Source organism: Streptomyces sp. CB03238, from assembly GCF_002099185.1.
Classification (GTDB): domain Bacteria; phylum Actinomycetota; class Actinomycetes; order Streptomycetales; family Streptomycetaceae; genus Streptomyces.
Map to the genome: position 1 here is coordinate 15,001 of NZ_NBCN01000022.1, position 24,898 is coordinate 39,898.

Sequence of the window (24,898 nt, forward strand, 5' to 3'; positions counted from 1 at the left end):
CGTGGGCGTGCCCCGACGTGGCCGTGCGGCCGGTGCTCGCGCTCGCCGACCGCACGACCCGTACGGGTCCGCCCGCGAAACGCCTACGGGCTGGTGACGGTGATGACCGGCGTCACCTTGTACTTGGCGCCGAACTTCGCCTTGTCACCGGTCTTGATCAGGTTGGCGCACTGGCCTGTCGCGCTGGTGACGGTGAGCGCGGGGGTCGCGTCGGGCACGATCTCCAGGACACCGGTGGCGTTGGTGTAGCTGCCGGTGTTCGCCGCCCCTTCGATCGTCGCGTTGCAGGTGCCCAGCAGGCTGGTGCCGGTGAGGGACACCTTGACGCCGGTGAGCGTGCCCTTGGTGACGCCGGCGCTGTACGTGACGCCGTTGAGCTTCATGGCCTGGACGGACGACGAGACCCACTTCGATCCCAGCGGTCCGTTGCACTTGGTCGCGGACGTGCCGAACGTGGCGCTGCTGATGGTGGCCAGTCCGGTGCCACTGGCGTACACCCCGTCCACGGCCGTGCCGGTCGCGGCGTACACGGAACAGGTGATGGTGGCGCCGGTGGTCACATTGGTGAGGACGGCGTTGACGCCCGAGACGTTCGTGGCGCTGAAGGCGTCGTTGGCGGCGGGATTGGCGACGGTCCATTGGGCCTGGGGGGCGGCCGAGGCGTTCGTCGCGGTCATTCCTGCGGCGGCCAGTAATGCGGCGGCGGAAATGGCGGAAATTCTGCTTCTGGTAATGCGTCGCACGGGCTGTTCCCTCCTGCGGGGATGGGGCGTACCTGATGACCGCTCCCCACCGGCACGTATGCGGCTCGTACGCGTCGGCGGAAAAGCGGTAGCGGCTCACTTCACGGAACGCGGGGCCAAATTCGGACGGCCACCAGGTCGAGCACGTTGCGCGTTTGACGCTACGAGTGAGTAACCGGCCGCGCAATACTCGCCCGTAAGTTTTCCCCGACACTCTTACCGATGGGTATTTTCTTGTCGCCGGGGCAACAGATCGCCGGGGTTTCTTGTCCGGAAGTGAGCACTCCCGCCCCCGCGCACCCGCGTCGGCCACCCTCGGGCGACGACGACGGTCGCGCTTCGGCCAGATCCGGGTCCCGCCCCTTCGGCCATGGTCGGAACTGATGCGCGCCCAGCGACTCCTGGTCTATGTTCAGCACCCACGAAGTGCTCAACCCCGTCCGCCGTGGGAGCGCTTCCCCCCACGCGCCCCCGCACCACCACCTCCCCCACCGGTTCGCCCGGAGAAGGAGGGGCCACCCGCCATGCCCCGGTCCACCACCCAGCCGTCGGACGCGGGCGAGCCACTGGGGCCGCTCCCCCAGGAGTTCGCCGCCATCATCCGGCCCGAACTGCCCAGCCTGATCCAGGAGATAGGCATCGAGGTCACCCGTGCCTACCCCGAGTACGCCCGCCTCCTGAAGGGCCCCTACGGCCAGGCGATCCGACTCGGCCTCGAACAGCACATCTCCGCCTTCGTCGACCAGGTCGCCTCACCCGCCGCGCCCACCACCCTGCGCGACGAGATGTGCCGGAGGTTCGGCCGGTTCGAGGCGTACGAGGGGCGCAGCCTGGAGAACCTGCAGGGGGCCTACCGCCTGGGCGCCCGGGTGGCGCTGCGGCGCGCCAAGAAGGTCGGCCGGCGCTACAACCTCTCCCCCAGCCTGATGCTGAGCTTCGCCGACGCGCTGTTCGCGTACATCGACGAGCTGGAGGCGCTGTCCCGCGAGGGCTATCTGCAAGTACGGGCGGAGTCCGTCGAACAGACCGAGGCGTTACGCAGGCGGCTGCTGCACCTGGTCCTCGCCGGGCCGCCCGTGCCGCGCACCGCCATCACGGAGCTTGCCGAGCAGACCGGCTGGCCGCTGCCCGACCGGGTCACGCCGGTCGCCCTCCGCTCCCCCGCCCGGCTCTCCCGGTCCGGACCCGACAACGATGTCCTGGCCGATGCCCTCGTCGACCTGAACGACCCTCAGCCGCACCTCCTCCTCCCCGGCCCGTTCGACGAGGCACGAAGACGGGTGCTGGAAGCGGCGCTCCCCGCGACCCGCGCCGCCGTCGGCCTCACCGTCCCCACCGCTTCCGCCGCCGACTCGCTGCGCTGGGCCCGGCGCGTGCTGGAGCTGATCGACACGGGCGTCATCGAGGACGCCCCGCTCGCCTTCTGCTCCGACCATCTGATCACCCTGTGGCTGCTGGCCGATCCCGCCCTCGTCGACCAGCTCGCCGAACGCGAACTCGCCCCGCTCGCCGGGCTCACCCCCACCCGCCGCGACCGGCTCGTCGAGACCTTGCGCACCTGGCTGGACACCCGTGGCACGGCAGCGCAGATGGGCGCCCTGCTCGGCGTCCACCCCCAGACCGTGCGCTACCGGATGCGCAACCTGGACGCCCGCTTCGGCGGCCGGCTCACCGACCCGCGGTCCAGGTTCGCGACCGAGGCGGTGCTGCGGGCGCTGCACCTGCGTGCCGCGAGGACGGGCGGCCGGCGGACCGGTGGCTGAACCGTCCCGTCGACGGCCTTCTTGGGCAAACGGTTGCAGCACAGATACAAACCCTTGGGGAAAACGCGAACCTGATGCTGTACCCATGGAGGGAGAACGGCAAACAGACGGCTGCCACAAGCAGGCTCAAGCAGTGAAGGACTCCACGTGACCGCGTCGCCCCTCGTCCCCGTCCCGATCCCCGACCGGGTCGCCGCCCTCATCGGGTCGTGCATGCCGATCGGCATCCTTCAGGCGGAGGTCGACGCCGAGTGCGCGGCGCGCGAGGTGTACCGGTTCCGCGCACCGCTGTGCGCGGAGGACCAGGCCGACCGCGAGCACGCGCTGGCGGCGCTGGCCAGGGCGAACAAGGTGCTCGGCGCGTACAACCCGGGCCTGCTGCTGCGGCCGGGCCGAGCGGCCTGGTGCTGACCGCCAGGGCCCGGGCGGGCGGCCCCTCGGAGGGGCGTGCGATCGTAGCGCCATGATCAGCATTGGCAGGCCGACGCCGTCCGACCGGGACGCCTGGGAGGCACTCTTCCGCGCGTACATCGACTTCTACGAGAGGGTGGAGCCGCCCGAGATGTACGAGCGGTCCTGGCGCGCGTTCCAGGCGGACACCCGGATGCACGCGCTGGTGGCGCGGCTGGACGGCCGGCTCGTCGGCATCACGCACTTCTTCGTGCACGCCAACACCTCCGGCCCGGACGTGTGCTACCTCCAGGACCTGTTCACCGCGCCCGACGTCCGCGGCCGGGGCGTCGCCCGGGAGCTGATCGCCGCCGTGACGGACTGGGCGCGCGAACAGGGCTGCGTGCGCGTGTACTGGAACACCCACGAGTCCAACGCGACGGCGCGGCGCCTCTACGACAAGGTGGCCGAGAACCGCGGCTTCATCCGCTACCAGATCGAACTCTGACGCGCCGGTCACCGGTCCGGACCGTGCCCGCATGCGGGTGCGGTCCGCCGGTGTGAGGCTGCAGGCGTGACGACGACCACGCAAGCGGTGCCGGCGGCTCCGCCGGTGCTCGACGCCCGGCAGCGCACCATCGTCTTCGTGACGATCATGCTGGGTGTGCTGCTGGCCGCGCTGGACCAGACGATCGTCGGGACGGCGCTGCCGACGATCGTGGCGGATCTGGGTGGCGCCGCGCACATGTCGTGGGTCGTCACGGCGTATCTGCTGGCGGAGACGGTCGCCACCGTGCTGGTCGGCAAGTTCGGTGACCTCTTCGGCCGCAAGGTCGTCTTCCAGATCTCGGCGGTCGTCTTCATCACCGGATCGTTCCTGTGCGGGCTGGCGGCCAACATGCCGCTGCTTATCCTGTGGCGGGGCGTGCAGGGCATCGGCGCGGGCGGGCTGATGGTGACGGCCATGGCGTTGATCGCGGACGTCATCCCGTTGCGTGAGCGCGGCAAGTACCAGGGGGCGATCGGGGCGGTCTTCGGTGTGTCTACGGTGATCGGGCCGCTGCTGGGCGGGCTGTTCACCGATCACGCGTCCTGGCGCTGGGCGTTCTACGTCAACGTCCCCATCGCCGTCCTCGTGGTCTTCGCCGCGGCCCGCACCATCCCGGCCGTCAGGTCGGCGGCCCGGCCCGTCATCGACTACCCGGGCATCGCGCTGGTCGCGGTCGGCGCGAGCGCGCTGATCCTGGCGACGAGCTGGGGCGGCAACGAGTACGCGTGGAGCTCGCCGGTCATCATCGGGCTGTTCGCGGGCGGGCTCGTCGCGCTCGCGCTGTTCTGCGTGGCCGAGACGCGTGCGGCCGAGCCGATGCTGCCGATGCGGCTGTTCGGCAATCCGGTGTTCACGGTGTGCTCGGTGCTCAGTTTCATCGTGGGCTTCGCCATGCTCGGCGCGATGATCTTCCTGCCGTCGTACCTCCAGTACGTCGACGGCGACTCGGCGACCGTCTCCGGCGTCCGCACCCTGCCCATGGTCATCGGACTGCTGATCGCGTCGGTCTTCAGCGGCAACGTCGTCAGCAAGACCGGCCGGTACCGGCTCTTCCCCGTCGCCGGGTCGCTGGTGATGGGCGTCGGGCTCTACCTGCTCTCCCTGATGGGACGGGACACGAGCAGCTGGCTGGAGTCCCTGTACATGTTCGTCCTCGGCATCGGGATCGGCCTGTGCATGCAGGTGCTGACCATCGCCGTGCAGAACACGGTGGAGTACGCCGACCTCGGCACGGCCACCTCGGGCGTGACCTTCTTCCGCACCCTCGGCATGTCCTTCGGCACGGCGGTCTTCGGGACGATCTACGCCAACGCGCTGCGGCCCAACCTGGAGCAGGGCGTGCGCGAGGCGGCCGCCGTCACCGGGGCGCCCGACCCGGCGGTGCTGGCGCGGGCGGCGCAGAGCCCGGCCGGGGTGCACGCGCTGCCGGCGGACCAGGCCGTGCCGGTCGTCGAGGCGTACGCGGACACCCTGCACACCGTGTTCCTGTGGACGGTGCCGGTGGCGGCCGTCGGGTTCGTGGTGGCGCTGTTCCTCAAGCAGGTGAGGCTGCGCGACACGGCGCGGGCGACGGCGCCCGACATGGGCGAGGGCTTCTCGTCGCCGGTCGCGACCGCGGACTCGGCGAAGCTGCTGGAGCTGTCGGTGGGCAGGCTGCTGCGCCGGATGGACGTCACCACGGTACGGAAGGTGATCGAGGCGTCCGACACCCGGCTGGACGTGGCGGGCGCGTGGGCGGTGATGCAGGTGGAGCTGCTGACCCGGCTGGTGGGGCACGCGAGCCTGGGCCTGATCGCGGCGCGCCGGCGGGTGCCACCGGAGGTGCTGGTGCCGGTGTTCGACCGGATGGTGGAGGAGGGGTACCTGACGCGGGACGGGCACCTGTTCTCGCACTCCGAGGCGGGGGCGCGGGAGGCGCGGGTGATCAGCGAGGCGTGGGGGGATTGGCTGGCCGGGCAGATCGAGCGGGAGAGCGGCCGCCCCAGCGGCCCGGAGCTGCGGGCGGCGGTCGACGCGATCGCGAAGCGGCTGCTGGCGGAGGACCTGGCGGCGGCTCGCCCCTAGGGCGTGTCTTTCGGATCTCGCCGGGCTCGCGTGCCCTGGCACGCACATCTGCGGCGTTGTCGTCGGTCGCCAATGCTCCGCAGTGGCTCCCTCCTCCGCCTTGCATCTGCACGCGCCAGACCCCGCTCGCTGAATCCGGCCTGATCCAAAAGACACGCCCTAGCGTTTCAGTCGGTGAAGGTCCCGTCCACGTACACCCAGGCGCCGTCGGTCTTCTCGAACCGGCTGCGCTCGCGCAGCGCGCCCGGCTCGCCCTGGTGGGTGTAGCGGGCCGCGAAGGTGACCGTGCCGGTGGTGTGGAACAGGGTGCCGTCGGTGGTGTCGAGGATCTCCAGGCCGGTCCAGCGCATGGCGGGGTCGAAGTCGACGCTCCGGGGGCGGGTGGCCGGCGCCCAGGTGCGCAGCAGGTACGGCTCGTCGCGGACGGCGAAGGCGCAGTAGCGGGACCGCATCAGTGCTTCGGCGGTCGGGGCGAGCGCCTCACCGGTGTGAAACCGGCCACAACAGGCCGCGTAGGCGGCGGGCAGCCCGCACGGGCACGGGGTGTCGGCACGGACCTCGGGCGCGGGCTGCGGACGGGCGCCGGACCGGGCGTTGTGGGAGGTCGGACGGGGGGTGGCGCGGCGGGCGGAGGTGCGTCGGGACATGCGTCCATTCTGCCGGTCGGGGGCGGGCGGGCCGCCCGGTGTCCGGAATGCAGCGGAGAGTAGTGAGATCCCTACACATTGGCCGCGTACCGTCACATGTACCGAAGTTGAATGAGTAATGGAGGGATCATGCAGCCGTTCGCGTGCAGCTACGCGCGTCCGCAGAAGGCTTCGGAGGACGTCACCGCTCTCTACACGTACGACCCGGCGCTCCAGCTGAACGTCCTGCCCGACGGGCGTCCGGCGATCAGCGACCGCGCGGTGCTCCTGGCCGCCGGCACGACCACGTCCACCGCCGGCTCCCAGACGCACTTCGACGACTGAGCGGCCGGCGGGCGGCGCGACTGATGACCGTACTGATCCTGACGAGCCCTCAGGACGTCACGGCCGACCTGGTGGTGGCCGAGCTGCACGAGCGGGGAGTGCCGCTCGTGCGGCTGGATCCGGCCGATGTGCCCGGTGGGGCCGACCTGTCGGCCGAGTACGTCCACGGGGACTTCCACTGCTACCTGTCGACGCGGGGGCGCATGGTCGGCTCCCGGGCCCTGCGCTCCATATGGGTGCGAAGACCCGGCGAGCCCGCGGCGCACGCGCCCGACGCCTCGGAGTGGCTGAGCGCCGAGACCGGGCAGGCGCTGTACGGCATGCTGTACTCCACCACGGCGCGCTGGATGAACCACCCCCGGCAGGCGGGACAGGCCCGGTACAAGCCCTGGCAGTTGCGCGTCGCGCACCACAGCGGCTTCGCCGTGCCACCCACCCTCATCACGACCTTCCCGCGCGTGGCGGAGGAGTTCGCGGCGCGGTACGGGAAGGTCGTGGTCAAGTCCCTGTCGGGGCCGCCGCGGACCGACCCGCCGGTCGCGCTGCCCACCACGCTGCTGGCACCCGGCACGGACTTCGCCGGGGTCGCGGCCGGTCCCACGCTGCTCCAGAGCTACGTGCCCAAGCGCGCCGACGTCCGGCTGACGTACGTCGGCGGGCGGTTGTTCGCCGCCCGCAAGGTCAGTGCGGACGGGCAGGTCGACGGGCGCTACGGCGACACCGGGCAGCGCTGGGAGCCGACCGGGGTGCCCGACCGGATCGCCCGGTCGGTCCATGAGTTCACGGACCTGGCCGGCCTCGCGTACGCCGCGTTCGACTTCGCCGAGGACGCCGACGGCCTGTGGTGGTTCCTGGAGTGCAACCAGGGCGGGCAGTTCGGCTTCGTGGAGCTGGAGACGGGCCAGCCGATCACCGGGGCGGTCGCCTCCTGGCTGGCCGGTCCCGATCACTCGTCAGGGCGAACCTGACCGACGGCTCGCCGGTCGGCGGCCCCGCGGCTGGCAGGCTCCCTCATATGACCGACATCACCGACAAGGCCAGGCTCTCGGCCGTCCAGGAGTTCCAGCGCATGGACGCGGACGCCGACGGATCCGTCGACCGGGACGACTTCATGCGGGCCCCGCGCAGGCTGCTGACCGAGCTGGGCATCCCGGAGGACGCGGACAAGGGCCGCGCGCTGCTGGAAGCCAACGACGAACAGTTCGACTTCCTGCTCTCGATCGCGGACGACGACGGGGACGGGGTCCTGTCCGCCGAGGAGTACGTGGCGGCCCGCACCTCCCCCGCCTTCCGCTCCCCGGAACGCCAGGGCAAGGGCGATGTGTCCAGGACGCTGTTCGAGGTGCTCGACGCCGACGACGACGGAACGATCGACCGGGACGAGTTCCTGCGGGCGGCCGGCTTCCTGGGCATGACCGGCGACGACGCCGGGGAGTTCTTCGCGCGGCTCGACAAGGACGGGAACGGGCGGCTCGACGCCAAGGAGTTCCTCAAAGCCGTGAAGCGCTTCTACACGAGCTGACCGAGGGCCTGCCCTTCGGGGCGCATTCCGGCCAATGTGCGGCGGGGGACGCACGGTTGGTTCCGGGCCGCGCGGGGCAGCCCTATGCTCCTGCGACCGACGTGACCGTTACCGCGGGTAAGGAATGGGTGGGGCATGCACCGTACGGGTACGACGCGACGCACCTTCATGGCGGGCGCCACCGCCGTCACCGGAGCGGTCGGGGTGGGCGCGCTGCCCCTGGCGCAGACCGCCGCGGCGGCCCAAGCCGCCCCGGCGGCCCGCCCCACCGTCGCGGTGCTCGGCGGTGGGGTCGCCGGGCTCACGGCCGCGCACGAGCTCGCCGAGCGCGGGTTCGACGTCACCGTCTACGAGCGGCGCGCGCTCGGCGGCAAGGCCCGCAGCTTCGACGTGCCCGGCAGCGCGAAGGGCGGGCGCAGAGCCCTGCCCGCCGAGCACGGGTTCCGGTTCATCCCGGGCATCTACCACAACCTCCCCGACACGATGCGGCGCATCCCCTTCCCCGGCAACGCCCACGGGGTCTTCGACAACCTGGTCGCGCCCCGCGAGATGATGTTCGCCCGCACGGGCCGCGAGGACCTGCGGATGCCCATCCCCTGGCCGGGCCACACACCCGCCCCGCTCACGCTCGACGAGATCCGCCGCGCCCTGACCGCGCTCGTCGAGACGGCCACCGGCCTGCCCCTCCACGAGGCCGCGTACTTCGTCAACCGCGCGCTCGTCTTCCTGACCAGCTGCGACGAGCGGCGCGACGAGGTGTGGGAGCGCACGCCCTGGTGGGAGTTCACCCGGGCGGCGCAGATGTCGGAGACGTACCAGCGGATACTGGCGATCGGCGTCACCCGCAACATCGTGGCCACCAAGGCCGAGGAGGCCAGCACCCGCACGGTCGGTACGCTCGGCGAGGCGTTCGTCTTCAACGCGCTCGGCCGTGGCGCGGACGGCCCGCCGGACCGGATCCTCAACGCGCCCACCAACGAGGCGTGGCTCGACCCCTGGGAGGCCCACCTCCGCTCCCTCGGCGTCGAGTTCCGGATCGGCTGGACGCTGCGCGAGGTGCTGTACGGCGACGGGAAGGTCACCGGCGCGCTGGTCGAGGACCCCGGCGGCGTACGCACCACCGTCACCGCCGACCACTACGTCTGCGCGCTGCCGGTCGAGCACGCCCGCCGCACCTGGGGCGCGGCGCTGCGCGCGGCGGACCCGCAGCTCGCACGGTGCGACAAGCTCCGTACGGACTGGATGACGGGCATCCAGTTCTATCTGACCGAACGCCCGCCCATGGTCCACGGCCATGTCAACTGCATCGACTCACCCTGGTCGTTGACGGCGATCGCCCAGGCCGAGCACTGGCCGCACCGGGACTTCCCGGCCGACTACGGCGACGGGGTGGCCGTGGACTGCCTGTCCGTGGACATCTCGGAGTGGGACAAGCCGGGGATTCTGTACGGGAAGACCGCGAAGCAGTGCACGCGCGAGCAGGTGGCGCGCGAGGTGTGGGCCCAGCTCAAGGCCGCCCTCAACGACACCGGCCGTACGGTGCTCGAGGACGGCGCCCTGCACTCGTGGTTCCTGGACCCGGGCGTGGACGGCCTCGGCACGCCGAACCCGACCAACGAGGACGAGCTGCTGATCCACCCGGTCGGCACCTTCCACCTCCGCCCCTCGGCCGCCACGGCGGTCCCCAACTTCTTCCTGGCGGGCGACTACGTGTCGGTCGACATCGACCTGGCGACCATGGAGGGCGCCAACGCCGCCGCCCGCCAGGCCGTCAACGCCCTGCTGGACCGCACGGGTTCGACGGCCCCTCGCTGCATGGTCAAGCCCCTGTTCCGCGCCCCGGAGATCGAGGGCCTGAAGCGGCACGACCGCACCCGCTACCGGCTGGGACTGCGCAACGCGCTCGACCTGGGGTGATCCGAGTAGCGTTACGGGCATGAAGCTGACGATTCTGGGCGGTGGCGGGTTCCGGGTGCCGCTGGTGTACCGGGCGCTGCTGGGCGACCACGCGGAAGGGCGGGTCACGCACGTCACCCTGCATGACGTGGACGCGGGCCGGCTCGGGGCGATCGGCGGGGTGCTGGCCGAGCAGGCCGAGGGCGTACCGGACGCGCCCGAGGTGACGGCGACCACGGATCTCGGCGAGGCGCTGCGGGGCGCGGACTTCGTGTTCTCGGCGATCCGCGTCGGGGGCCTGGCCGGGCGGGCGGCGGACGAGCGGGTGGCGCTGGCCGAGGGGGTGCTGGGGCAGGAGACGGTGGGCGCGGGCGGCATCGCGTACGGGCTGCGTACGGTGCCGGTCGCGACCGCGATCGCCCGCCGGGTCGCGGAGGTCGCGCCGGACGCCTGGGTCATCAACTTCACCAACCCGGCCGGGCTCGTGACGGAGGCCATGTCGCGGGTCCTGGGCGACCGGGTGATCGGCATCTGCGACTCGCCCGTGGGCCTGGGGCGGCGGGTGGCGCGGCTGCTGGGCGCGGATCCGGACGAGGCGTGGTTCGACTACGTGGGCCTGAACCACCTCGGCTGGCTGCGCGGCGTGCGGGTGGCCGGGCGGGACGAGCTGCCCAGGCTGCTGGCGGACCCGGCGGCGCTGGGCTCCTTCGAGGAGGGCAAGCTGTTCGGCCCGGAATGGCTGCGGTCGCTGGGCGCGATCCCCAACGAGTACCTGCACTACTACTACTTCAACCGCGAGGCGGTACGGGCGTACCGGGAGGCCGGGCGGACGCGGGGGGCGTATCTGCGGGACCAGCAGACCGCGTTCTACGGCTCGCCCTCGCTGGACAGCTGGTACGCCACCCTCGCCGAGCGCGAGGCCACCTACATGGCGGCCAACCGGGAGGCGGCCGGCGTCGGGGACCGCGCCGAGGAGGACCTGGAGCCGGGCGGCTACGAGAAGGTCGCCCTGGCGCTGATGCGGGCCATCGCCCGAGACGAGCGCACCACACTGATCCTGAACGTCCGCAACCGCACCACCCTGTCGGTGCTGGACGCGGACGCGGTCATCGAGGTGCCCTGCTTCGTCGACGCGAACGGCGCCCATCCGGTGTCGGTGGCGCCGCTCCCGTACCACGCGGTGGGTCTGGTGACGGCGGTCAAGGCGGTCGAGCGAGAGGTGCTGGCGGCGGCCGGGAGCGGGTCACGGGCGGCGGCCGTGAAGGCGTTCGCGCTGCATCCGCTGGTCGACTCGGTGTCGGTGGCGCGGCGGCTCCTGGACGCGTATGTGCGCGAGCACCCGGGGCTGGGCTATCTGGCGTAACGGTGGCGACCGTGGCCAACACGCGTGCCTTCACCGCGCGTTGGGCGCACCGTACGCTCCGGCCCCATGGTTGCCCGACACTCTGGACGAGCCGCCGCGCTGATCGGCGCGGCCTCCCTTCTCACCACCGCGCTGGTGGGCGCCGGCCCGGCCACCGCCGAGGACCGCCCGCCGGTCACCGAGACCGCCACCGTCGTCCCCGTACAGACCACCGGCCCCGCGGACAAGCGGTTCAACCTGGTCCTGCTGGGGGACGGCTACACCGCCGAACAGCTCCCGGAGTTCCGGGCGGACGTCGACAAGCACCTCAATGTGCTGTGGAGCATCGAGCCGTTCGCCTCCTACCGCTCGTACATCAACGTCTGGGCGGTGGAGGTGCCGTCCGCCGAGTCGGGCGTCGACTGCGACCCGGGACTGGACGCGCCGCGCCGCGACACACCCCTCGGGATGGGGTTCTGGGGCGGCTGCGACGCGAACAGCGTGCAGCGGCTGCTGACCGTGGACAGCGGCGCGGCGACCGCGCTCGCCGACCTCGTACCCGGCTCGACGAGCGCCAACCGGCAGATCGTCGCCCTCGCCAACAGCGACACCTACGGCGGCGCGGGCGGCACCTACGCCACCGCGTCCGGCGGAAACGCGCTGTCCTCCCTCATCACCCCGCACGAGATCGGCCACTCGCTGGGCAAGCTCCAGGACGAGTACGACTACTACGGGCGCGGGGTGCCCGGCGGGACCTACGAGGGCGGTGAGCCGTCGTCCGCGCACCACACGGTGCTCACCGAGCAGCAGATGAAGGACCAGCGCGCCAAGTGGTGGCGCTGGCTGGGCGAGGAGAGCGAGTCCGGTGGCGTCATCGGACGGTACGAGGGCGGGCTCTACAGCACCAAGGGGGTGTGGCGGCCCAGCCGGCACTCGATCATGAAGACGCTCGGGTACGCGTTCGACCAGGTGGGCCGCGAGGTAATGGTCCAGGCGATCTCGTCCAAGGTGAACCTGGTGCAGGGGCACACGCCCACCACCGCGCCGATCGGCGCCGACCGGACGGTGTGGGTGGACACCCTGCATCCGCTGGGCGGCGAACTGGACGTGGTGTGGCGGCTGGACGGGCGGCCCGTACGGTCGGCGGCCGGGGCGCGCACGGTCGACCTGCGGCGCCTCGACGTCCCGCCCGGCCGGCACACGCTGACGGCGACGGTGACCGATCCGACGCCGTTCGTGCGGGACCCGGCGGTGCGCGGGTCGGCAGCGCTGACCCGTACGGTGAGCTGGACGGTCGATACGGCGGTGGTCACGCAGCCGGTCGCCGTCGCGCCCGGGTTCACCGGGCACACCGCCACCGACGCGCCCGTGGGGGCCCGGTCGGTCGTGTACGCCGACACCACGCACCCGGCCGACCGGACGCTCGCCGTCCAGTGGCGGCTGGACGGCCGGCTCGTGGCGAACCCGGGCAACGACCGTGACCTGGACCTGTCGGCGCTGCGGCTCCCGCCCGGGACGTACACGCTGACCGCCCGGATCGCGGGCACGGCACGCGAGCTGCGCTGGACGGTCGACGGGACGGCCGCCTCGGCCGCGTACGAGCTGTCGAAGCCGCTGCGCACGGTGCACCGGCCGGGGCGGCCGGTGGAGTACGTGTACGACGGCCCGTTCACCATGCGGCTGACCGCCCGGGACGACCAGGAGGGTCACGTGGTGAGCCAGTTCCGGGTGGACGGCGACGGCTGGTACACGTACTACGGCTGGCCGACGGACGCGGACGCGCCGTTCCGGTTCACCCCGGGCGGCACGGAGATCGACGGCCTGGTGTACGGGAAGCTGGGCACCCCGCGCGTGGTGCCGTGGGACGACGCGACGCCCGAGTACGGCACGCACACCGTGGAGTACCGGACGGTCGACTCGGCAGGGAACACCGGCCCGGCGAAGAGGTTCCTCGTCACGCTGGTACGCCCGGTGTAGGCGTCACGGCTTGCGCGCCACGCCCGCGTACCCGGGGATCGGGTCGTCGCCGGCGACCGGGACGACCTCGCCGAGCTCCGGATGCCAGTCCGCCGTGAGCGAGACTCCCGGCTCGACGAGGTCCAGGCCGTCGAAGAAGCGGGTGAACTCCTCCCGGGTGCGCGGCCGCAGCGTGAGGCCGCGCGCCCGGTACATGGCGCGTGCCTTGTCCGCGCCCTCCGGGTCGAAGTCACCGGTGACGTGCGACAGGACGAGGTAGCTGCCGGAGGGCAGCCGCTCGACGAGCCGGCTGAGCAGTTCGTACGCGCCGTCCTCGTCGTCGACGAAGTGCAGCAGGGCGAGGAGGGAGAGAGCGACGGGCTGTGTGAAGTCCAGGACCTTCCCCGCCCGTTCGAGGATGCCCTCCGGCTCGCGCGCGTCCGCCTGGATGTACGCGGTGGCGCCCTCGGGGGTGGAGCGCAGCAGCGCCTCGGCGTGCGCGAGGACGATGGGGTCGTTGTCGCAGTACACGACCCGGCACTCCGGGGCGACCTCCTGGGCGACCTGGTGGAGGTTGGGCTCGGTGGGGATGCCGCTGCCGATGTCCAGGTACTGGCGGATGCCGTCGCCGGCCAGCCGGCGGGTGGCCCGGTGCATGAAGGCGCGGTTGACCCGGGCCATGTCGCGCCCGCGGGAGTCGAGGGTGAGGAGCTGCCTGGCCATCTCCTCGTCGACGGGGTAGTTGTCCTTTCCGCCCAGGAACCAGTCGTACATGCGGGCCGGGTGCGGCTTGCTGGTGTCGATGGCTTCGTTCCCGGTCATGTGACGCTCCCCCTGGCGATACGGACGGACGTGGACTCAGTGGACTCAGTCGTCTCAGGTGAGGAGGAAGTCGGCCTTGCCCGACTTGGCTCCCTGGATGAACGCGGCGATCTCGCCGTGGGTGTAGATCAGCGCGGGGCCGTCGGGGTCGGCGGACTGGCGCACCGCGACCCGGCCGTCGGCCAGCTTCATCGCCTCGATGCAGTTGCCGCCGTTGCCGCCGCTCCACGGCTTGTGCCACCCCTCGGCCCCGAGCTCGGCGGCGGGCATGCCGTTGTATATGTGCTCTGCGCTATCCATTCACAGCTCCTTGCGGAAATCCTTGAGGATTTCCTTCGTACGTTGTGCGGTGGCGGCCTGTGCCGCCATGCGGTCCATGACCTCGAGGTGCGAGGCCACCTCGGGGCGCGCGTCGAGGTAGACCGCGCCGGTCAGGTACTCGCTGTAGACCATGTCCGGGAGTTCGGGCATGGCGAAACGGAAGAGGACGAACGGCCCGTAGGTGCCGGGGTGGTGGCCGGTGGCGAACTCGGCGATCTGCAGGGTGACGTTCGGCAGCTCGGCCGCCTCCAGCAGCCGGCCGATCTGCGCCCGCATGATGGCGGGGCCACCGCCCACGGGGCGGCGCAGCACCGTCTCGTCCATGATCACCCAGAATTTCGGCGCGTCGGGGCGGGTGAGCAGGGACTGCCGTTCCATCCGTAGCGCCACATGGCGTTCGATGTCGTCGTGCTCGACCTGGCCGACGGCGCCGCCGCGCAGGATGGCCCTGGCGTACTCCTCGGTCTGGAGGAGACCGGGGACGAACTGCGGTTCGTAGGCCCGGATGACGCTCGCGGCGCCCTCCAGGCTGACGTACATGCTGAACCAGCCCGGCAGGACGTCGTGGAAGCGCTGCCACCAGCCGGGCTTGTTGGCGTCCTCGGCCAGCCGGACGAAGCTGTCGGCCTCGTCGGCGGGGACCCCGTACGCCTGGAGCAGCAGCTGTACGTAGGGAATCTTCAGCGCGACTTCCGCGGTCTCCATCCTGCGGATCGTGGCCGGGGCCACGCGGAGCACCTTGGCGGCCTCTTCCCGCTTCAGGCCCGCCCGCTCTCGCAGATCCTGCAGACGCTTGCCGAGTACGACCTGTCCCACGGTGGGGGCGGACCGCGGCTCGCTCACTTGAGACCTCCCCACGCGCTGTTTCGATGAGTGTGCCATGCGACGGTCAGAGAGAACACCGCACTCTGCAATTTTCAGAGTGCCACTTGCCAAGTGTCCGAGTCGGGAGGAAAGTATTCCGGTGAACCAGTTGGTGAACCAGTTCACGCGGCTGCCGCGCTCCGCCACGGGAGAGGCGACGTACGGCGCCGCGCCCCCACGTTAGGAATCGGTCGTGGCTCCTGGTAATGCGCTCACCCCCCGACTCGTAGCGCCACGACCTCCGATCTCCGCCGACGTCCGCCGTTTCTCGTTCGAACTTCCCGCGCGCGCGGAGTCGGTCGCCAGAGCCAGACACCTCGTCGAGGCACGGCTGGTGCTGTGGGAGGTGGACGGCACGGTGTGCGAGGCGGTGACGCTGGTCGTCTCCGAGCTCGTCACCAACGCCGTGGTGCACACGGCGAGCTGCCGCGTGATCTGCGAACTGCGGGACTGCGGTGAGCGGTTGCGCGTCTCGGTCCAGGACGAGGGGTGCCCGGCCGCCGCGCCGCGGCTGCGGCGCGTCTCGCCGGAGGAGGGCGGCCGGGGGCTGCTGCTCGTGGACGCCGTCAGCAGCGCGTGGGGCGCGCATGACGCGCGGCACGGGGCGGGGCGTGTCGTCTGGGCGGAGTTGGCGTGCTGAAGACGATGGCCACGCTGCTGTCGGCGCGTGGCGGGCGGGGGCCGGGCCCTGCCCCTGCCCGGAGCGGTGAGCCGGACGGTGAGGTGCGGCTGGCGTTGCCGTCGACGCTGCCGGCCACGCTGGGCTGCGACGCGGTGGGGGTGCCGGCGCGGTACGGGTTCCGGCTGCTGTCGCGGCTGCCCGGCAACGGGTGCGTGTTCGCCGACTCGGACTGGTGGTGGTGGATCGTCCCGGCCGGCTCGGACGCCGACCTGCGCTGGCCGCTGCCGTCCTGTTACGCGGCGGACGCGTACGTCCCGGACCGGCGCCCCCGGCTGATCCACCGGCCGGGCACGACGTCGCCGTACACCCCGCCGATCCCGCTGTACCTCATGATCTGCCAGCTCACCGGCGTGGCCCCCGCCTGGACGGTTCCGGGCGCCTGCACCCGCCTCTGACCACCTGACCCGCCGTGGCCCCGGCCACGGCGGCCGGCTCGCGCGGCCCCGACAGGGGGGCGGGACCGCGCGGGCCGCGGGTACGCGGCGTTGTTTCGTACGGCCGGCCCGAGGAGCGGGGGGTTTCTCGGGGCCTCGGGGGCTTCGGGGGTTTCGGCATGCCGGGGGCGCGACCACCCACGCCGGGCGGTGCCCGGCCGCGGGTCTGCGCCGAGCGGGTGGGGTGGGGGCGTGGCCCCTCCGGGCTCACCTCCTCGCGGTCGGCGGGGCACCCACCCGGGGAAGGGCCCCGCCCGTCGCCTCCCCCAAGCTCTCGGCTCGCTCGAGCAGGGGGGACCCCCATCCGCTGCGGGGGTGACCCTCCTTGCCCCGCCCGGCGTCGGGCGGCTGCGGGCCGGTGGTCGCGTTCGGCTCTGTCCGGCCGTGGGGGGCGGGGCGGGGCGGTGGTCGGGTTCGGTCCTGCCCGGCCGTGGGGGGGCTGCGGGCCACGGGAGCCGCCCGCCCCGTGAGCGGCCGCAGGCCGGTGGTTGGGTACTGCACCGTCCGGCCGTGGGCGGCTGCGGCGGTGGTCGGGTACGGCGCGGCGGGGTGACCACCCGTGGGAACCGCGGGCGGGCCGGGGGTCCCCCGCCCCCGCCCTTGACCCTCGCGGGGGTGACAAGGGTTTTCCCCGTATCGGGTTCATCCCGGGTTTCCCTACTGTCTGCCGCACCGGAGGTTCTCAGCCACCTGCCTGTCAGGTGCATGTAATTCCGCCGGTGACGGCCCCGTCCCCAGGGGTCGTCGCGTCGGCGGCGGCGCAAGAGGCCTACCCAGCCCGGGGACCACGGACTGCCACCCCCACGGCACGTCCGCGGACCCCACGCGCCCGCCGCCCGTCGCGCCCTGCACCGTCAGCCGCTCCGGGAGTCGCCGGAGCTGCCCTGAAAGGGAACACCTTGAACGGTTCCAGGCGGAGACTCATATCCGTCGTGGCGGCGAGCGCCACGATCCTCGGCGTGACCGCCACCTCCTCGGTGGCCCTCGCCGCAGAGGCCACCCCCACCCCGAAGCCCGCTGCCCCGGCTTCGCAGGCCATGACCCCGGCCGCCCTGCCGAGCGCGCCCGTGGACAAGGTCATCGTCACGTACAAGTCCCGTACCGCCGAGGCCACCTCGAACACCGCCGCCAAGGGCGACGCGGCCGAGAAGGCGGCGAAGACCGGCGAGAGCCTGTCGTTCGAGCGCCGTCTGGCGAGCGGCGCCGCGCTCGTCGACCTCGGCGACCGGGCGACGAAGCAGGACGTCACGGAGGTCATGGACGCCTTCCGTGCCGACCCGCAGGTCGCCTCCGTGGAGGCCGACATCCGCGCCTACGCGATGGCCGTCACGCCCAACGACACCGACTACGCCAAGCAGTGGGACCTCTTCGAGCCCACCGGCGGCATGAACGTGCCCGGCGCCTGGGACAAGACCACCGGCAGCGGTGTCACCGTCGCCGTCATCGACACCGGCTACGCCGCGCACTCCGACCTGAGCGCCGGCGTCGTGTCGGGGTACGACTTCATCTCCAGCTCCGCCGACGCCCGCGACGGCAACGGCCGCGACAGCGACCCCAAGGACGAGGGCGACTGGAACGCGACGGACGGCGAGTGCGGCACCGGCTCCCGGGCGAGCAACTCCTCCTGGCACGGCACCCACGTCCACGGCACCATCGCGGCGTCGACCCACAACGCCAAGGGCGTCGCGGGCATCGCGTACGGGGCGAAGGTGCAGCACGTGCGCGTGCTCGGCAAGTGCGGCGGCTCGTCCTCGGACATCGCCGACGCGATCACCTGGGCCTCCGGCGGCTCGGTCCCGGGCATCCCGGCGAACCCGAATCCGGCCAAGGTCATCAACATGAGTCTCGGCGGCGCCAGCTCCACCTGCCCGACCGTTTACAAGAACGCCATCGACGGGGCGGTCGCGCGGGGGGCGACCGTCGTCGTCGCGGCCGGCAACAGCAACGCCAACGCGTCCGGCTTCACGCCCGCCAACTGCGCGAACGTCATCAACGTGGCGTCCACCAGCCGTGAGGGCAACCGTTCGTTCTACTCGAACTACGGCACCATCATCGACGTCTCGGCCCCGGGCGGTGAGACCCGCCGCGCCACCGACACGCCCGGCACCGTCACCACCCCCGAGAACGGCATCCTCTCCACGCTGAACTCCGGCACCACCACCCAGTCGCTGGAGAACTACAAGCCCTACCAGGGCACGTCGATGGCCGCCCCGCACATCGCCGGGCTCGCCGCGCTGCTCAAGTCGGCCAAGTCGACCCTGACCCCGGCCGAGATCGAGTCCGCCATCAAGGCCAACGCCCGCCCGCTGCCCGGCACCTGCACGGGTGGCTGCGGCGCCGGTATCGCGGACGCGGCGAAGACCGTGAACGCCGTGACCGGTACCCCCACCCCCGGTACCGGAACGGCGTTCACCAACGCTACGAACGTGACGATTTCGGACAACACCACCGTGACGTCCCCGATCTCCGTCACCGGCCTCACCGGCAACGCCCCCGCCGCCCTCAAGGTCGACGTGGACATCAAGCACACCTGGCGCGGTGACCTGGTCATCGACCTGGTGGCCCCGGACGGCACCGCGTACCGGCTGAAGAACTCCAGCGGCAGCGACTCGGCCGACAACGTCCTCGCCACGTACACGGTCGACGCCTCCACCGAGGTCGCGAACGGCACCTGGAAGCTCCAGGTCAGGGACGTGGCGTCGGGTGACACCGGCTACATCGACTCGTGGGGCCTGACCTTCTGATCCACCGGCAGGACGCACATCTTCGCAGGTCAAGGGCGTGCTCGCGGCAATTCGCCGCGGGCACGCCCGCTTGTGTGTTCGTCCACATACCGGACGGGACACCTGGACTCCCGTGGCCGAGTTCGTATGCTGCGCTCGCGAGACAGATCACGGGCAGGGGGCCCGTGGGCGGGGGTCCGCGGGCCGGAGGGTGGTGGTCGCTGGTGAGGTCGACGCCGTACCCCTCCACGCCGTGCGTCCCCGCGTCGTACGGCTCCGGGCAGTCCGACCGCGGCGCGCCCGTCGGGCGGGCCGAGCTGCTCGCCCGCCTCGAACGCGTCCTGCACTCCCGCGGGCGCGCCCTGCTCACCGGGCCTCCCGGGGTCGGCAAGACCGAGGTCGCCCAGGCGGCCGCCGAGCAGGCCTCGGCGCGCGGTGAGACGGTCGTGTGGCTGGCCCCGCAACCCGCGGACCGCGACATGGCCGGGGCGGCCGCCGCCGCGCTCATCGCCTCGGTGCCCGCCTTCGCGCTCGACGGCCTGCCGGGGCCGCAGCGGGAGGCCGTCGCGGTGCTGTGCCGCGAGTCGGCCGCCCTGGACAGCGGATGGGACCCGATCGCGCTGCGGCTGGCCGTCGCCGGCGTCCTGCGGACGCTGACCGAGCGGTCGCCCGTCCTCCTCGTCGTCGACGACGCCCAGCGCATCGACGCCGACAGCGCGGACCTGCTCCGTTTCGCCCTCCACCTCGCGCCGCCCGCGCTGCGGGTCGTCGCCGTCGAGACCCCGGCTCCGTACGCCGGTGGCGGGGCCGACAGCGGTGGCGCGCCCATGCCGCTGTGGGTGGCGTCCGAGGCCGACGTGCTGCTGGTGCCACCGCTCCAGGCCGACGAGATGGCGGAGCTGCTGGTCCACCACCGGCTGCCGTCCCGGCTCGCGGGGCGCATCCACCGCGCCAGCGGCGGCAACCCGCGCCTCGCCCTCGCCGTCGGCCGGTCCCTGGCCGACGCGCGGACCCCGGTGCACCACGCCGAGGCGCTGCCGCTGTCGGGGCGCGCCCGCGATGTGGCGCGCCGGATGCTCGCGCCCGCCTCCGCCCCCGTGCGGGCCACGCTGCTGCTCGCCGCCCTGGCGCTGCGCCCGACCACGGCCCTGCTGCGCCGCGCCGGCCGACCGACGGCGGAGGCGGAGCTGGCCGCCGCCGAGCGCGCCGGGCTGATATCGCTGTCCGAGGACGGGACGGTCGCGTTCACCGCCGGGCTGCTGCCGTCCACGCTGGTCCACGACACCTGCTGGACCGAGCGCAGCCGGGGGCACGCCGCGCTCGCCGAAGTGGCGGACGACCCGGTGGAGGCGGTACGGCACCGGGCCCTGGCCAACGACGTGCCCGACGAGGACCTGGCCGCCGAGGTCGCGGAGGCGGCCGACACGGCCCGTCGGCGGGGCGACAGCGCGCTCGCCGCCGAACTGGCGCTGCTGGCCGCCGAGACCACGCCCGCGAGCCTGGGCCGGCGCCGGCTGGAGCGGCTGGTGGAGGCCGCCGAGGAGGCCGGGCGGGCCGCCCGCGCGGATCTCGCGATGCGTGCCGCGGCCGATCTGCTGGCCCGGGACGCGACGCCCGCCGACCGGGTGCGGGCGCGGCTCGCCGTACTGGACACGGCGGGGCAGGGGCTGACCGACCTGGACGAGATCTATGTGCACGCCATGGAGGACTCGGAGGGCGAGCCGGCGCTGCGGGCCGCGGTCCAGCTACGGCTGGCGGTGAAGTACGTCCTCGCGGACGGCGATCCGGTGCGCTCCCGCGCCGCGGCGGTCGAGTCGGCGGCCCTCGCCATGTCCGTGGGCGACCGGCACACCGCCGCGCAGGCGCTGACCCAGCAGGCCCGGATGGACCGGGTGCTCGGCTCGCCGGACGCCGAGCGGACGCTGGCCGAGGCACGGGCGCTGGAGATGACCGACCGGCCGCTCGGCGTCCGCAACAGCGCCCAGATTCTGACGGTCCGTCACGCCCTGTTCGACGACCGGCTCTCCGAGGCACGGGACCAGCTGTACGCGCTGCTGCCGCTGGTCGAGCGGCGCGGCCCGGTCGAGGACGCCATCGAGCTGTTCCGTACGCTCGCCGAGGTCGAGGCCCGGCGCGGCCAGTGTGCGGCGGCCCTCGCGCACGCCGGGCGGTCGCTCGCCCTGACGCTGGAGGCGGGCCTCTCACCGGGGCCCGCCTGGTACGCGCTGGCGCTCGCCGAGACGGCGGGCGGCAGCTTCGCGCGCGCGGCCGGGTACGCGCGGCGCAGCGTGCGGGCGTCGGAGGAGGAGGGCGACCATGTCTTCCTCGCGCGCGGCCTGTACGCGCTCGGCCGGGTCCAGCTGGTCACCGGGGACGTGGCGGGCGCGCTGGAGACGCTGCGCCGGGTCCGGGACGGTGAGAACGCGCAGTGCACGGTCGACCCCTCGATGCTGCGCTGGCACGAGGAGCTGGCCGAGGCGCTGCTGGCGAGCGACGCTCTGGCGGAGGCCCAGGCCCTGCTGGCCGACGTGGGTCCGGTCGCGGAGCGGCTCGGCCGCACCACCGTGCTGCTGGGCTGCGACCGGGTGTACGCGCTGTGCCTGGCGGCGGGCGGCAAGACCGACGAGGCGGTCGACCTGCTGGTGGGGACGGCCGACCGGTTCGCCGGGCACGGGCTCGTACTGGAGCAGGGGCGCTGCCTGATCGCCCTGGCGCGGGTGGAGCGGCGGCGGCGCAGACGGTCGGCCGCGCAGGCGGCGATGCAGGCGGCGGCCGCCGTGTTCGAGCGGGCGGGAGCCGTGCCGTGGCTCGGGCTGACCGCCGAGCACCCCTCGCCCGCCGACTCGGCACCGGCGCCCGCCGCCGGAAGCGCGCTGTCCCGGCTGACCGAGGCCGAGCTGCGGCTCGCCCGGCTCGTCGGGGAGGGCGCGAGCAACCAGGAGGCCGCGGCCAAGCTGTATCTGAGCGTGAAGACCGTCGAGGCGCGGCTCACCCGCATCTACCAGAAGCTCGACGTCCGCTCCCGCGCCCAGCTGGCCACCGCGCTCAACGGACTCGCCGCGCCCTCGCGGTGACGGGCCTCTGCCCGCCTGCCGTCTCCGCCCAACGGTCCTACGCTGAAAGCAGCGCAGTCGTTTCCAATGGCGGGAGGCGTCATGACATTCGTCCAGATCATCGACTGCAAGACCGACAGGGTCGACGAGATGAACCGGCTGCTGGACAGCTGGGCCGAGGCAACGCAGGGTAAGCGGACGGCCACGCACGCGATCATGGGCCGGGACCGTTCGGACTCCACGCACGTGCTGGAGATCGTGGAATTCCCCTCGTACGAGGAGGCGATGGAGAACTCGAACCTGCCCGAGACCGACCGGATCTTCCGCGAGATGACGGCCCTCTGTGACGGCGAACCCACCTTCACGGACCTGGACGTCGTCCGCGACGAGCAGCTCAACAAGCTGGTTCTCCAGAAGTTCGTGGACGAGGTGATCAACAAGGGGAACGTCGACGCGGCCGACGGCCTGTGCACCAGTGACTACCGGGAGCACGACCCGTCCCTGTCGACGTACGACGCGGACCTGGCGACCGCCAAGGCGGAGAACCGGGAGATCTTGGAGGCGTTCCACCCGGCCATCACCATCGAGGCGCTGGTCGCCGAGGGCGACCTGGTGTGCATGCGGATGTCGTACAAGGGCCGCCACACCGGCACGTACAAGGGCCTGGAGGCCACGAACCGGGATGTTTCCGGCACGGGTCACGCGACCTTCCGCTGCAAGGGCGGCAAGATCGCGGAGAGCTGGTGGAACTGGGACGACTTCGGCCTGATGCGGCAGTTGGGTGTCGTGGAGGCCCAGTGACCAGGTGGAGGGCTGCTCGCCGGCCGTCACCTCCGCCCCGATAGCCTCGGCGGGTGATCGATGAAGTTACTCTCTGGTACCGCCTTGCCGACCTGCTGCCCGAGCCCGAGGCCACCCTGGTCCGGGACTGCTGGGACATAGGGGAACAGGAGGCGGGGCTGGACGCGCTGGTGTCCGGTCTCCAGGCCGGGCGGGTGGTCATCAGCGAGACCACGCTCGTGGAGATCGCGGTGCTGGTGCGGGACTGGGGCATGGGCGACGCGCTCATGCCCCGGCTGCTGTGCTGCGCCGTCGTCGGCTCCGACGAGGACGACCCTCCGCTGCGGCTGATCGAGCATCCGGACGCCCGGCCGCTCCCCTCGCCCGGTACGAGCCATGTGCTGGTTCCGTGGATCGGGTGCGCACGGTGCGGCGGGGTGCTGGCGCGGGCGCACACGGTGGAGCCCTGGGGCGGTCTGTCCTTCCTGCCGGTGCACTACGCGGTCATGGGCCCGCGCCCCGCGCCGCCCCGCGTCTTCGGTGCGCACGACGCCTGGTCCGCGCTCGCGGCGCTGCGCGCGCAGTGCGTGACGGCTCCCGCGTACGCCCCGAGCGTGGTGCCGTAGACGCCCGGCGCGGGAACGACTGGCCCCCTGCTCGGTGATGCCGGAGGAGTACGTGTCGTGTCGTGCATGGGGCAGATGTGGCGCCGGAAGTCGGCGCGCATCGCTTCGAGGGAGATGCCGGGGACCCTCGAGTAGGCGGCGCGTTCACGGTGGGGTCGGGCATGGGCCCCTTGTTTCGCGGGAGTTGGCCCGCCCGGCCGGGGGTGGTGCCGGCCGGGCGGGGCCGCGACCGGCCGGGGGTCAGCGGCGCGCCGATCGGCTGATCAGTCCCTGGGCGAGGGGTTCGTCGGCGAGCGCGGCGGCGGCGAGGACGCCGGCGCGTCTCGTTCGGATGGTCATGCGCCGGCTCCGGGGCCGTCGGCGACCGGGATGCCGAAGTCCGGGGTGCCGTCGCTCTTCCAGCCGAGCCGTTGGATACGGGTGTGGCGGTTGGGGTCGTGCAGCGGGTCGCCGCTGATCTCCTTGTACTGGCGGGCGTGGTAGACGAGGACGTCGGTGCGGCCGTCCTCGGCGACGGTGAAGGAGTTGTGCCCGGGGCCGTACTGCCGGGTGGTGTCGTTGCTGGTGAACACCGGCCGCGGCGACTTGGTCCAGGAGGCCGGGTCCATCAGGTCGCTGTCGGCGTCGGCGGTGAGCAGGCCCATGCAGTAGTTGCTGTCGGTGGCGCTGGCGGAGTACGTCATGAAGACGCGGCCGTTGCGCCGGATGACGGAGGCGCCCTCGTTCACCTTGAAGCCGACGCGCTCCCAGTCGTACTCGGGCGTGGTGAGCCGGATCTGCGGGCCGGTGAGGGTCCATGGGTTGGCCATCTTCGACAGGAAGACGCCGGTGTTGTGGTCGATGCCGGGCTCGTGCTGCGCCCAGGCGAGGTAGCGGGACCCCCGGTGTGTGAAGGTGGTGGCGTCGAGCGAGAAGGTGTCCCAGGCGGTGACGATCCGCCCCTTCTCGGTCCAGGTGCCCTTGAAGGGGTCGCGGCTGGGGTTCTCCAGCACCCACATACGGATCTTCCACACGTCGTCCACGGGCGCGGCGGCGAAGTAGATGTACCACCTGCCGTCGATGTGGTGGATCTCCGGCGCCCAGATGTGCGCGCCCATGTCGCCGCTTCCGTGCTTGCGCCAGATCACCGCCTCCTCGGCCGTGGCGAGGCCGCGCAGGGTGCGCGAGCGGCGCAGGATGATCCGGTCGTACTCGGGGGCGGTGGCGGTGAAGTAGTACTGCCGGTCGGTGTGGCGGTGGATGTGCGGATCGGCCCGGTTGCGCACGAGCGGATTGACGTACGGGCGGTGCGGGGCGGCGCTCGCCACGCCTGGTACGGCGCCGAGCGCGCCCGCGGCCAGGGCGCCCTGGAGGAGCAGTCTGCGGGTGGGGGGTGTCGATGTGTCACTCATACGGT

22 protein-coding genes are annotated in these 24,898 nt (G+C 72.5%); 16 read left to right on the forward strand and 6 right to left on the reverse strand.

Annotation, left to right across the window (positions count from 1 at the left end; translation table 11 throughout):
* Positions 1 to 83: 83 nt before the first annotated feature.
* Positions 84 to 677 carry a hypothetical protein gene (locus tag BKD26_RS30680; protein WP_084905037.1) on the reverse strand — a complete coding sequence of 198 codons (594 nt, stop codon included), beginning with the start codon at positions 675 to 677 and terminating at the stop codon, positions 84 to 86.
* A 590-nt stretch (positions 678 to 1,267) separates the two neighbouring features.
* Between BKD26_RS30680 and BKD26_RS30685 the strand changes: the two genes are divergently transcribed.
* From BKD26_RS30685 to BKD26_RS30700, 4 genes are all read left to right on the forward strand, one after another.
* Positions 1,268 to 2,506: a PucR family transcriptional regulator gene (locus BKD26_RS30685; RefSeq protein WP_084905039.1), complete on the forward strand. Its 1,239-nt coding sequence runs from the start codon at positions 1,268 to 1,270 to the stop codon at positions 2,504 to 2,506.
* A gap of 147 nt (positions 2,507 to 2,653) precedes the next feature.
* Positions 2,654 to 2,917: a hypothetical protein gene (locus tag BKD26_RS30690; protein WP_084905041.1), complete on the forward strand. Its 264-nt coding sequence runs from the start codon at positions 2,654 to 2,656 to the stop codon at positions 2,915 to 2,917.
* Between the two features lie 52 nt (positions 2,918 to 2,969).
* Positions 2,970 to 3,404 carry a GNAT family N-acetyltransferase gene (locus BKD26_RS30695; RefSeq protein WP_084905043.1) on the forward strand — a complete coding sequence of 145 codons (435 nt, stop codon included), beginning with the start codon at positions 2,970 to 2,972 and terminating at the stop codon, positions 3,402 to 3,404.
* A 66-nt stretch (positions 3,405 to 3,470) separates the two neighbouring features.
* Positions 3,471 to 5,510, forward strand: a complete 2,040-nt coding sequence (locus BKD26_RS30700; protein ID WP_084905045.1) for an MDR family MFS transporter — start codon at positions 3,471 to 3,473, stop codon at positions 5,508 to 5,510.
* A 167-nt stretch (positions 5,511 to 5,677) separates the two neighbouring features.
* On the opposite strand, the gene BKD26_RS30705 is transcribed toward BKD26_RS30700, so the two are convergent.
* Entirely contained in the window at positions 5,678 to 6,157 is a 480-nt protein-coding gene (locus tag BKD26_RS30705) for a YchJ family protein (protein WP_084905047.1), read from the reverse strand.
* 129 nt (positions 6,158 to 6,286) lie between these two features.
* On the opposite strand from BKD26_RS30705, the gene tgmA reads away from it, so the two are divergent.
* The 6 genes from tgmA (at position 6,287) to BKD26_RS30735 (ending at position 13,218) form a co-directional block, all read left to right on the forward strand.
* Complete coding sequence (gene tgmA, locus BKD26_RS30710) at positions 6,287 to 6,481, forward strand: putative ATP-grasp-modified RiPP (RefSeq protein ID WP_073760100.1); 195 nt, start codon at positions 6,287 to 6,289, stop codon at positions 6,479 to 6,481.
* A 23-nt stretch (positions 6,482 to 6,504) separates the two neighbouring features.
* Positions 6,505 to 7,449, forward strand: coding sequence for an ATP-grasp ribosomal peptide maturase (gene tgmB / locus BKD26_RS30715; protein ID WP_084905048.1), 945 nt, complete (start codon positions 6,505 to 6,507; stop codon positions 7,447 to 7,449).
* Between the two features lie 47 nt (positions 7,450 to 7,496).
* Positions 7,497 to 8,003 (forward strand): EF-hand domain-containing protein, encoded by a 507-nt coding sequence (locus BKD26_RS30720; RefSeq protein WP_084905050.1) that lies wholly within the window; start codon positions 7,497 to 7,499, stop codon positions 8,001 to 8,003.
* A gap of 135 nt (positions 8,004 to 8,138) precedes the next feature.
* On the forward strand, positions 8,139 to 9,920 hold the full coding sequence (locus tag BKD26_RS30725) for an FAD-dependent oxidoreductase (protein ID WP_084905052.1): 1,782 nt from the start codon (positions 8,139 to 8,141) through the stop codon (positions 9,918 to 9,920).
* A 19-nt stretch (positions 9,921 to 9,939) separates the two neighbouring features.
* Positions 9,940 to 11,262 carry a 6-phospho-beta-glucosidase gene (locus BKD26_RS30730; RefSeq protein ID WP_084905054.1) on the forward strand — a complete coding sequence of 441 codons (1,323 nt, stop codon included), beginning with the start codon at positions 9,940 to 9,942 and terminating at the stop codon, positions 11,260 to 11,262.
* 66 nt (positions 11,263 to 11,328) lie between these two features.
* On the forward strand, positions 11,329 to 13,218 hold the full coding sequence (locus tag BKD26_RS30735; protein WP_084905055.1) for a M64 family metallopeptidase: 1,890 nt from the start codon (positions 11,329 to 11,331) through the stop codon (positions 13,216 to 13,218).
* Positions 13,219 to 13,221: 3 nt separating this feature from the next.
* On the opposite strand, the gene BKD26_RS30740 is transcribed toward BKD26_RS30735, so the two are convergent.
* Genes BKD26_RS30740 through BKD26_RS30750 form a run of 3 tightly spaced genes read right to left on the reverse strand, consistent with a single transcriptional unit; the run spans position 13,222 to position 15,183 of the window.
* Positions 13,222 to 14,019 (reverse strand): SAM-dependent methyltransferase, encoded by a 798-nt coding sequence (locus BKD26_RS30740; RefSeq protein WP_084905057.1) that lies wholly within the window; start codon positions 14,017 to 14,019, stop codon positions 13,222 to 13,224.
* Positions 14,020 to 14,073: 54 nt separating this feature from the next.
* The gene (locus BKD26_RS30745) at positions 14,074 to 14,319 is read right to left on the reverse strand and encodes a DUF397 domain-containing protein (RefSeq protein ID WP_084905059.1); all 246 of its coding nucleotides are present in this window, start codon (positions 14,317 to 14,319) and stop codon (positions 14,074 to 14,076) included.
* Complete coding sequence (locus tag BKD26_RS30750; protein WP_084905061.1) at positions 14,320 to 15,183, reverse strand: helix-turn-helix transcriptional regulator; 864 nt, start codon at positions 15,181 to 15,183, stop codon at positions 14,320 to 14,322.
* Between the two features lie 214 nt (positions 15,184 to 15,397).
* Between BKD26_RS30750 and BKD26_RS30755 the strand changes: the two genes are divergently transcribed.
* The 6 genes from BKD26_RS30755 to BKD26_RS30785 all read left to right on the forward strand — a co-directional run bounded on the left by BKD26_RS30755 (position 15,398) and on the right by BKD26_RS30785 (position 23,502).
* Positions 15,398 to 15,844 carry an ATP-binding protein gene (locus tag BKD26_RS30755; protein ID WP_084905063.1) on the forward strand — a complete coding sequence of 149 codons (447 nt, stop codon included), beginning with the start codon at positions 15,398 to 15,400 and terminating at the stop codon, positions 15,842 to 15,844.
* Positions 15,838 to 16,281: a hypothetical protein gene (locus BKD26_RS30760; RefSeq protein WP_241518928.1), complete on the forward strand. Its 444-nt coding sequence runs from the start codon at positions 15,838 to 15,840 to the stop codon at positions 16,279 to 16,281. The genes BKD26_RS30755 and BKD26_RS30760 overlap by 7 nt, the downstream gene beginning before the upstream one ends.
* A 971-nt stretch (positions 16,282 to 17,252) precedes the next feature.
* Positions 17,253 to 19,064 carry a S8 family serine peptidase gene (locus tag BKD26_RS30770; RefSeq protein WP_179166767.1) on the forward strand — a complete coding sequence of 604 codons (1,812 nt, stop codon included), beginning with the start codon at positions 17,253 to 17,255 and terminating at the stop codon, positions 19,062 to 19,064.
* Positions 19,065 to 19,267: 203 nt separating this feature from the next.
* Positions 19,268 to 22,117 (forward strand): LuxR family transcriptional regulator, encoded by a 2,850-nt coding sequence (locus BKD26_RS30775; RefSeq protein ID WP_084905067.1) that lies wholly within the window; start codon positions 19,268 to 19,270, stop codon positions 22,115 to 22,117.
* A gap of 81 nt (positions 22,118 to 22,198) precedes the next feature.
* The gene (locus tag BKD26_RS30780; RefSeq protein WP_084905069.1) at positions 22,199 to 22,897 is read left to right on the forward strand and encodes an ester cyclase; all 699 of its coding nucleotides are present in this window, start codon (positions 22,199 to 22,201) and stop codon (positions 22,895 to 22,897) included.
* Positions 22,898 to 22,950: 53 nt separating this feature from the next.
* Complete coding sequence (locus tag BKD26_RS30785) at positions 22,951 to 23,502, forward strand: hypothetical protein (RefSeq protein ID WP_084905071.1); 552 nt, start codon at positions 22,951 to 22,953, stop codon at positions 23,500 to 23,502.
* A 335-nt stretch (positions 23,503 to 23,837) separates the two neighbouring features.
* On the opposite strand, the gene BKD26_RS30790 is transcribed toward BKD26_RS30785, so the two are convergent.
* Entirely contained in the window at positions 23,838 to 24,893 is a 1,056-nt protein-coding gene (locus BKD26_RS30790; RefSeq protein ID WP_084905073.1) for a glycoside hydrolase family 43 protein, read from the reverse strand.
* Positions 24,894 to 24,898: the final 5 nt, after the last annotated feature.

Bases quoted from the DNA above. Each gene is read 5' to 3' on its own strand.
- BKD26_RS30680 (WP_084905037.1), bottom strand. From the start codon at position 677: ATGACCGCGACGAACGCCTCGGCCGCCCCCCAGGCCCAATGGACCGTC.
- BKD26_RS30685 (WP_084905039.1), top strand. From the start codon at position 1,268: ATGCCCCGGTCCACCACCCAGCCGTCGGACGCGGGCGAGCCACTGGGG.
- BKD26_RS30695 (WP_084905043.1), top strand. From the start codon at position 2,970: ATGATCAGCATTGGCAGGCCGACGCCGTCCGACCGGGACGCCTGGGAG.
- BKD26_RS30705 (WP_084905047.1), bottom strand. From the start codon at position 6,157: ATGTCCCGACGCACCTCCGCCCGCCGCGCCACCCCCCGTCCGACCTCC.
- tgmA (WP_073760100.1), top strand. From the start codon at position 6,287: ATGCAGCCGTTCGCGTGCAGCTACGCGCGTCCGCAGAAGGCTTCGGAG.
- tgmB (WP_084905048.1), top strand. From the start codon at position 6,505: ATGACCGTACTGATCCTGACGAGCCCTCAGGACGTCACGGCCGACCTG.
- BKD26_RS30720 (WP_084905050.1), top strand. From the start codon at position 7,497: ATGACCGACATCACCGACAAGGCCAGGCTCTCGGCCGTCCAGGAGTTC.
- BKD26_RS30725 (WP_084905052.1), top strand. From the start codon at position 8,139: ATGCACCGTACGGGTACGACGCGACGCACCTTCATGGCGGGCGCCACC.
- BKD26_RS30730 (WP_084905054.1), top strand. From the start codon at position 9,940: ATGAAGCTGACGATTCTGGGCGGTGGCGGGTTCCGGGTGCCGCTGGTG.
- BKD26_RS30735 (WP_084905055.1), top strand. From the start codon at position 11,329: ATGGTTGCCCGACACTCTGGACGAGCCGCCGCGCTGATCGGCGCGGCC.
- BKD26_RS30740 (WP_084905057.1), bottom strand. From the start codon at position 14,019: ATGACCGGGAACGAAGCCATCGACACCAGCAAGCCGCACCCGGCCCGC.
- BKD26_RS30745 (WP_084905059.1), bottom strand. From the start codon at position 14,319: ATGGATAGCGCAGAGCACATATACAACGGCATGCCCGCCGCCGAGCTC.
- BKD26_RS30780 (WP_084905069.1), top strand. From the start codon at position 22,199: ATGACATTCGTCCAGATCATCGACTGCAAGACCGACAGGGTCGACGAG.
- BKD26_RS30790 (WP_084905073.1), bottom strand. From the start codon at position 24,893: ATGAGTGACACATCGACACCCCCCACCCGCAGACTGCTCCTCCAGGGC.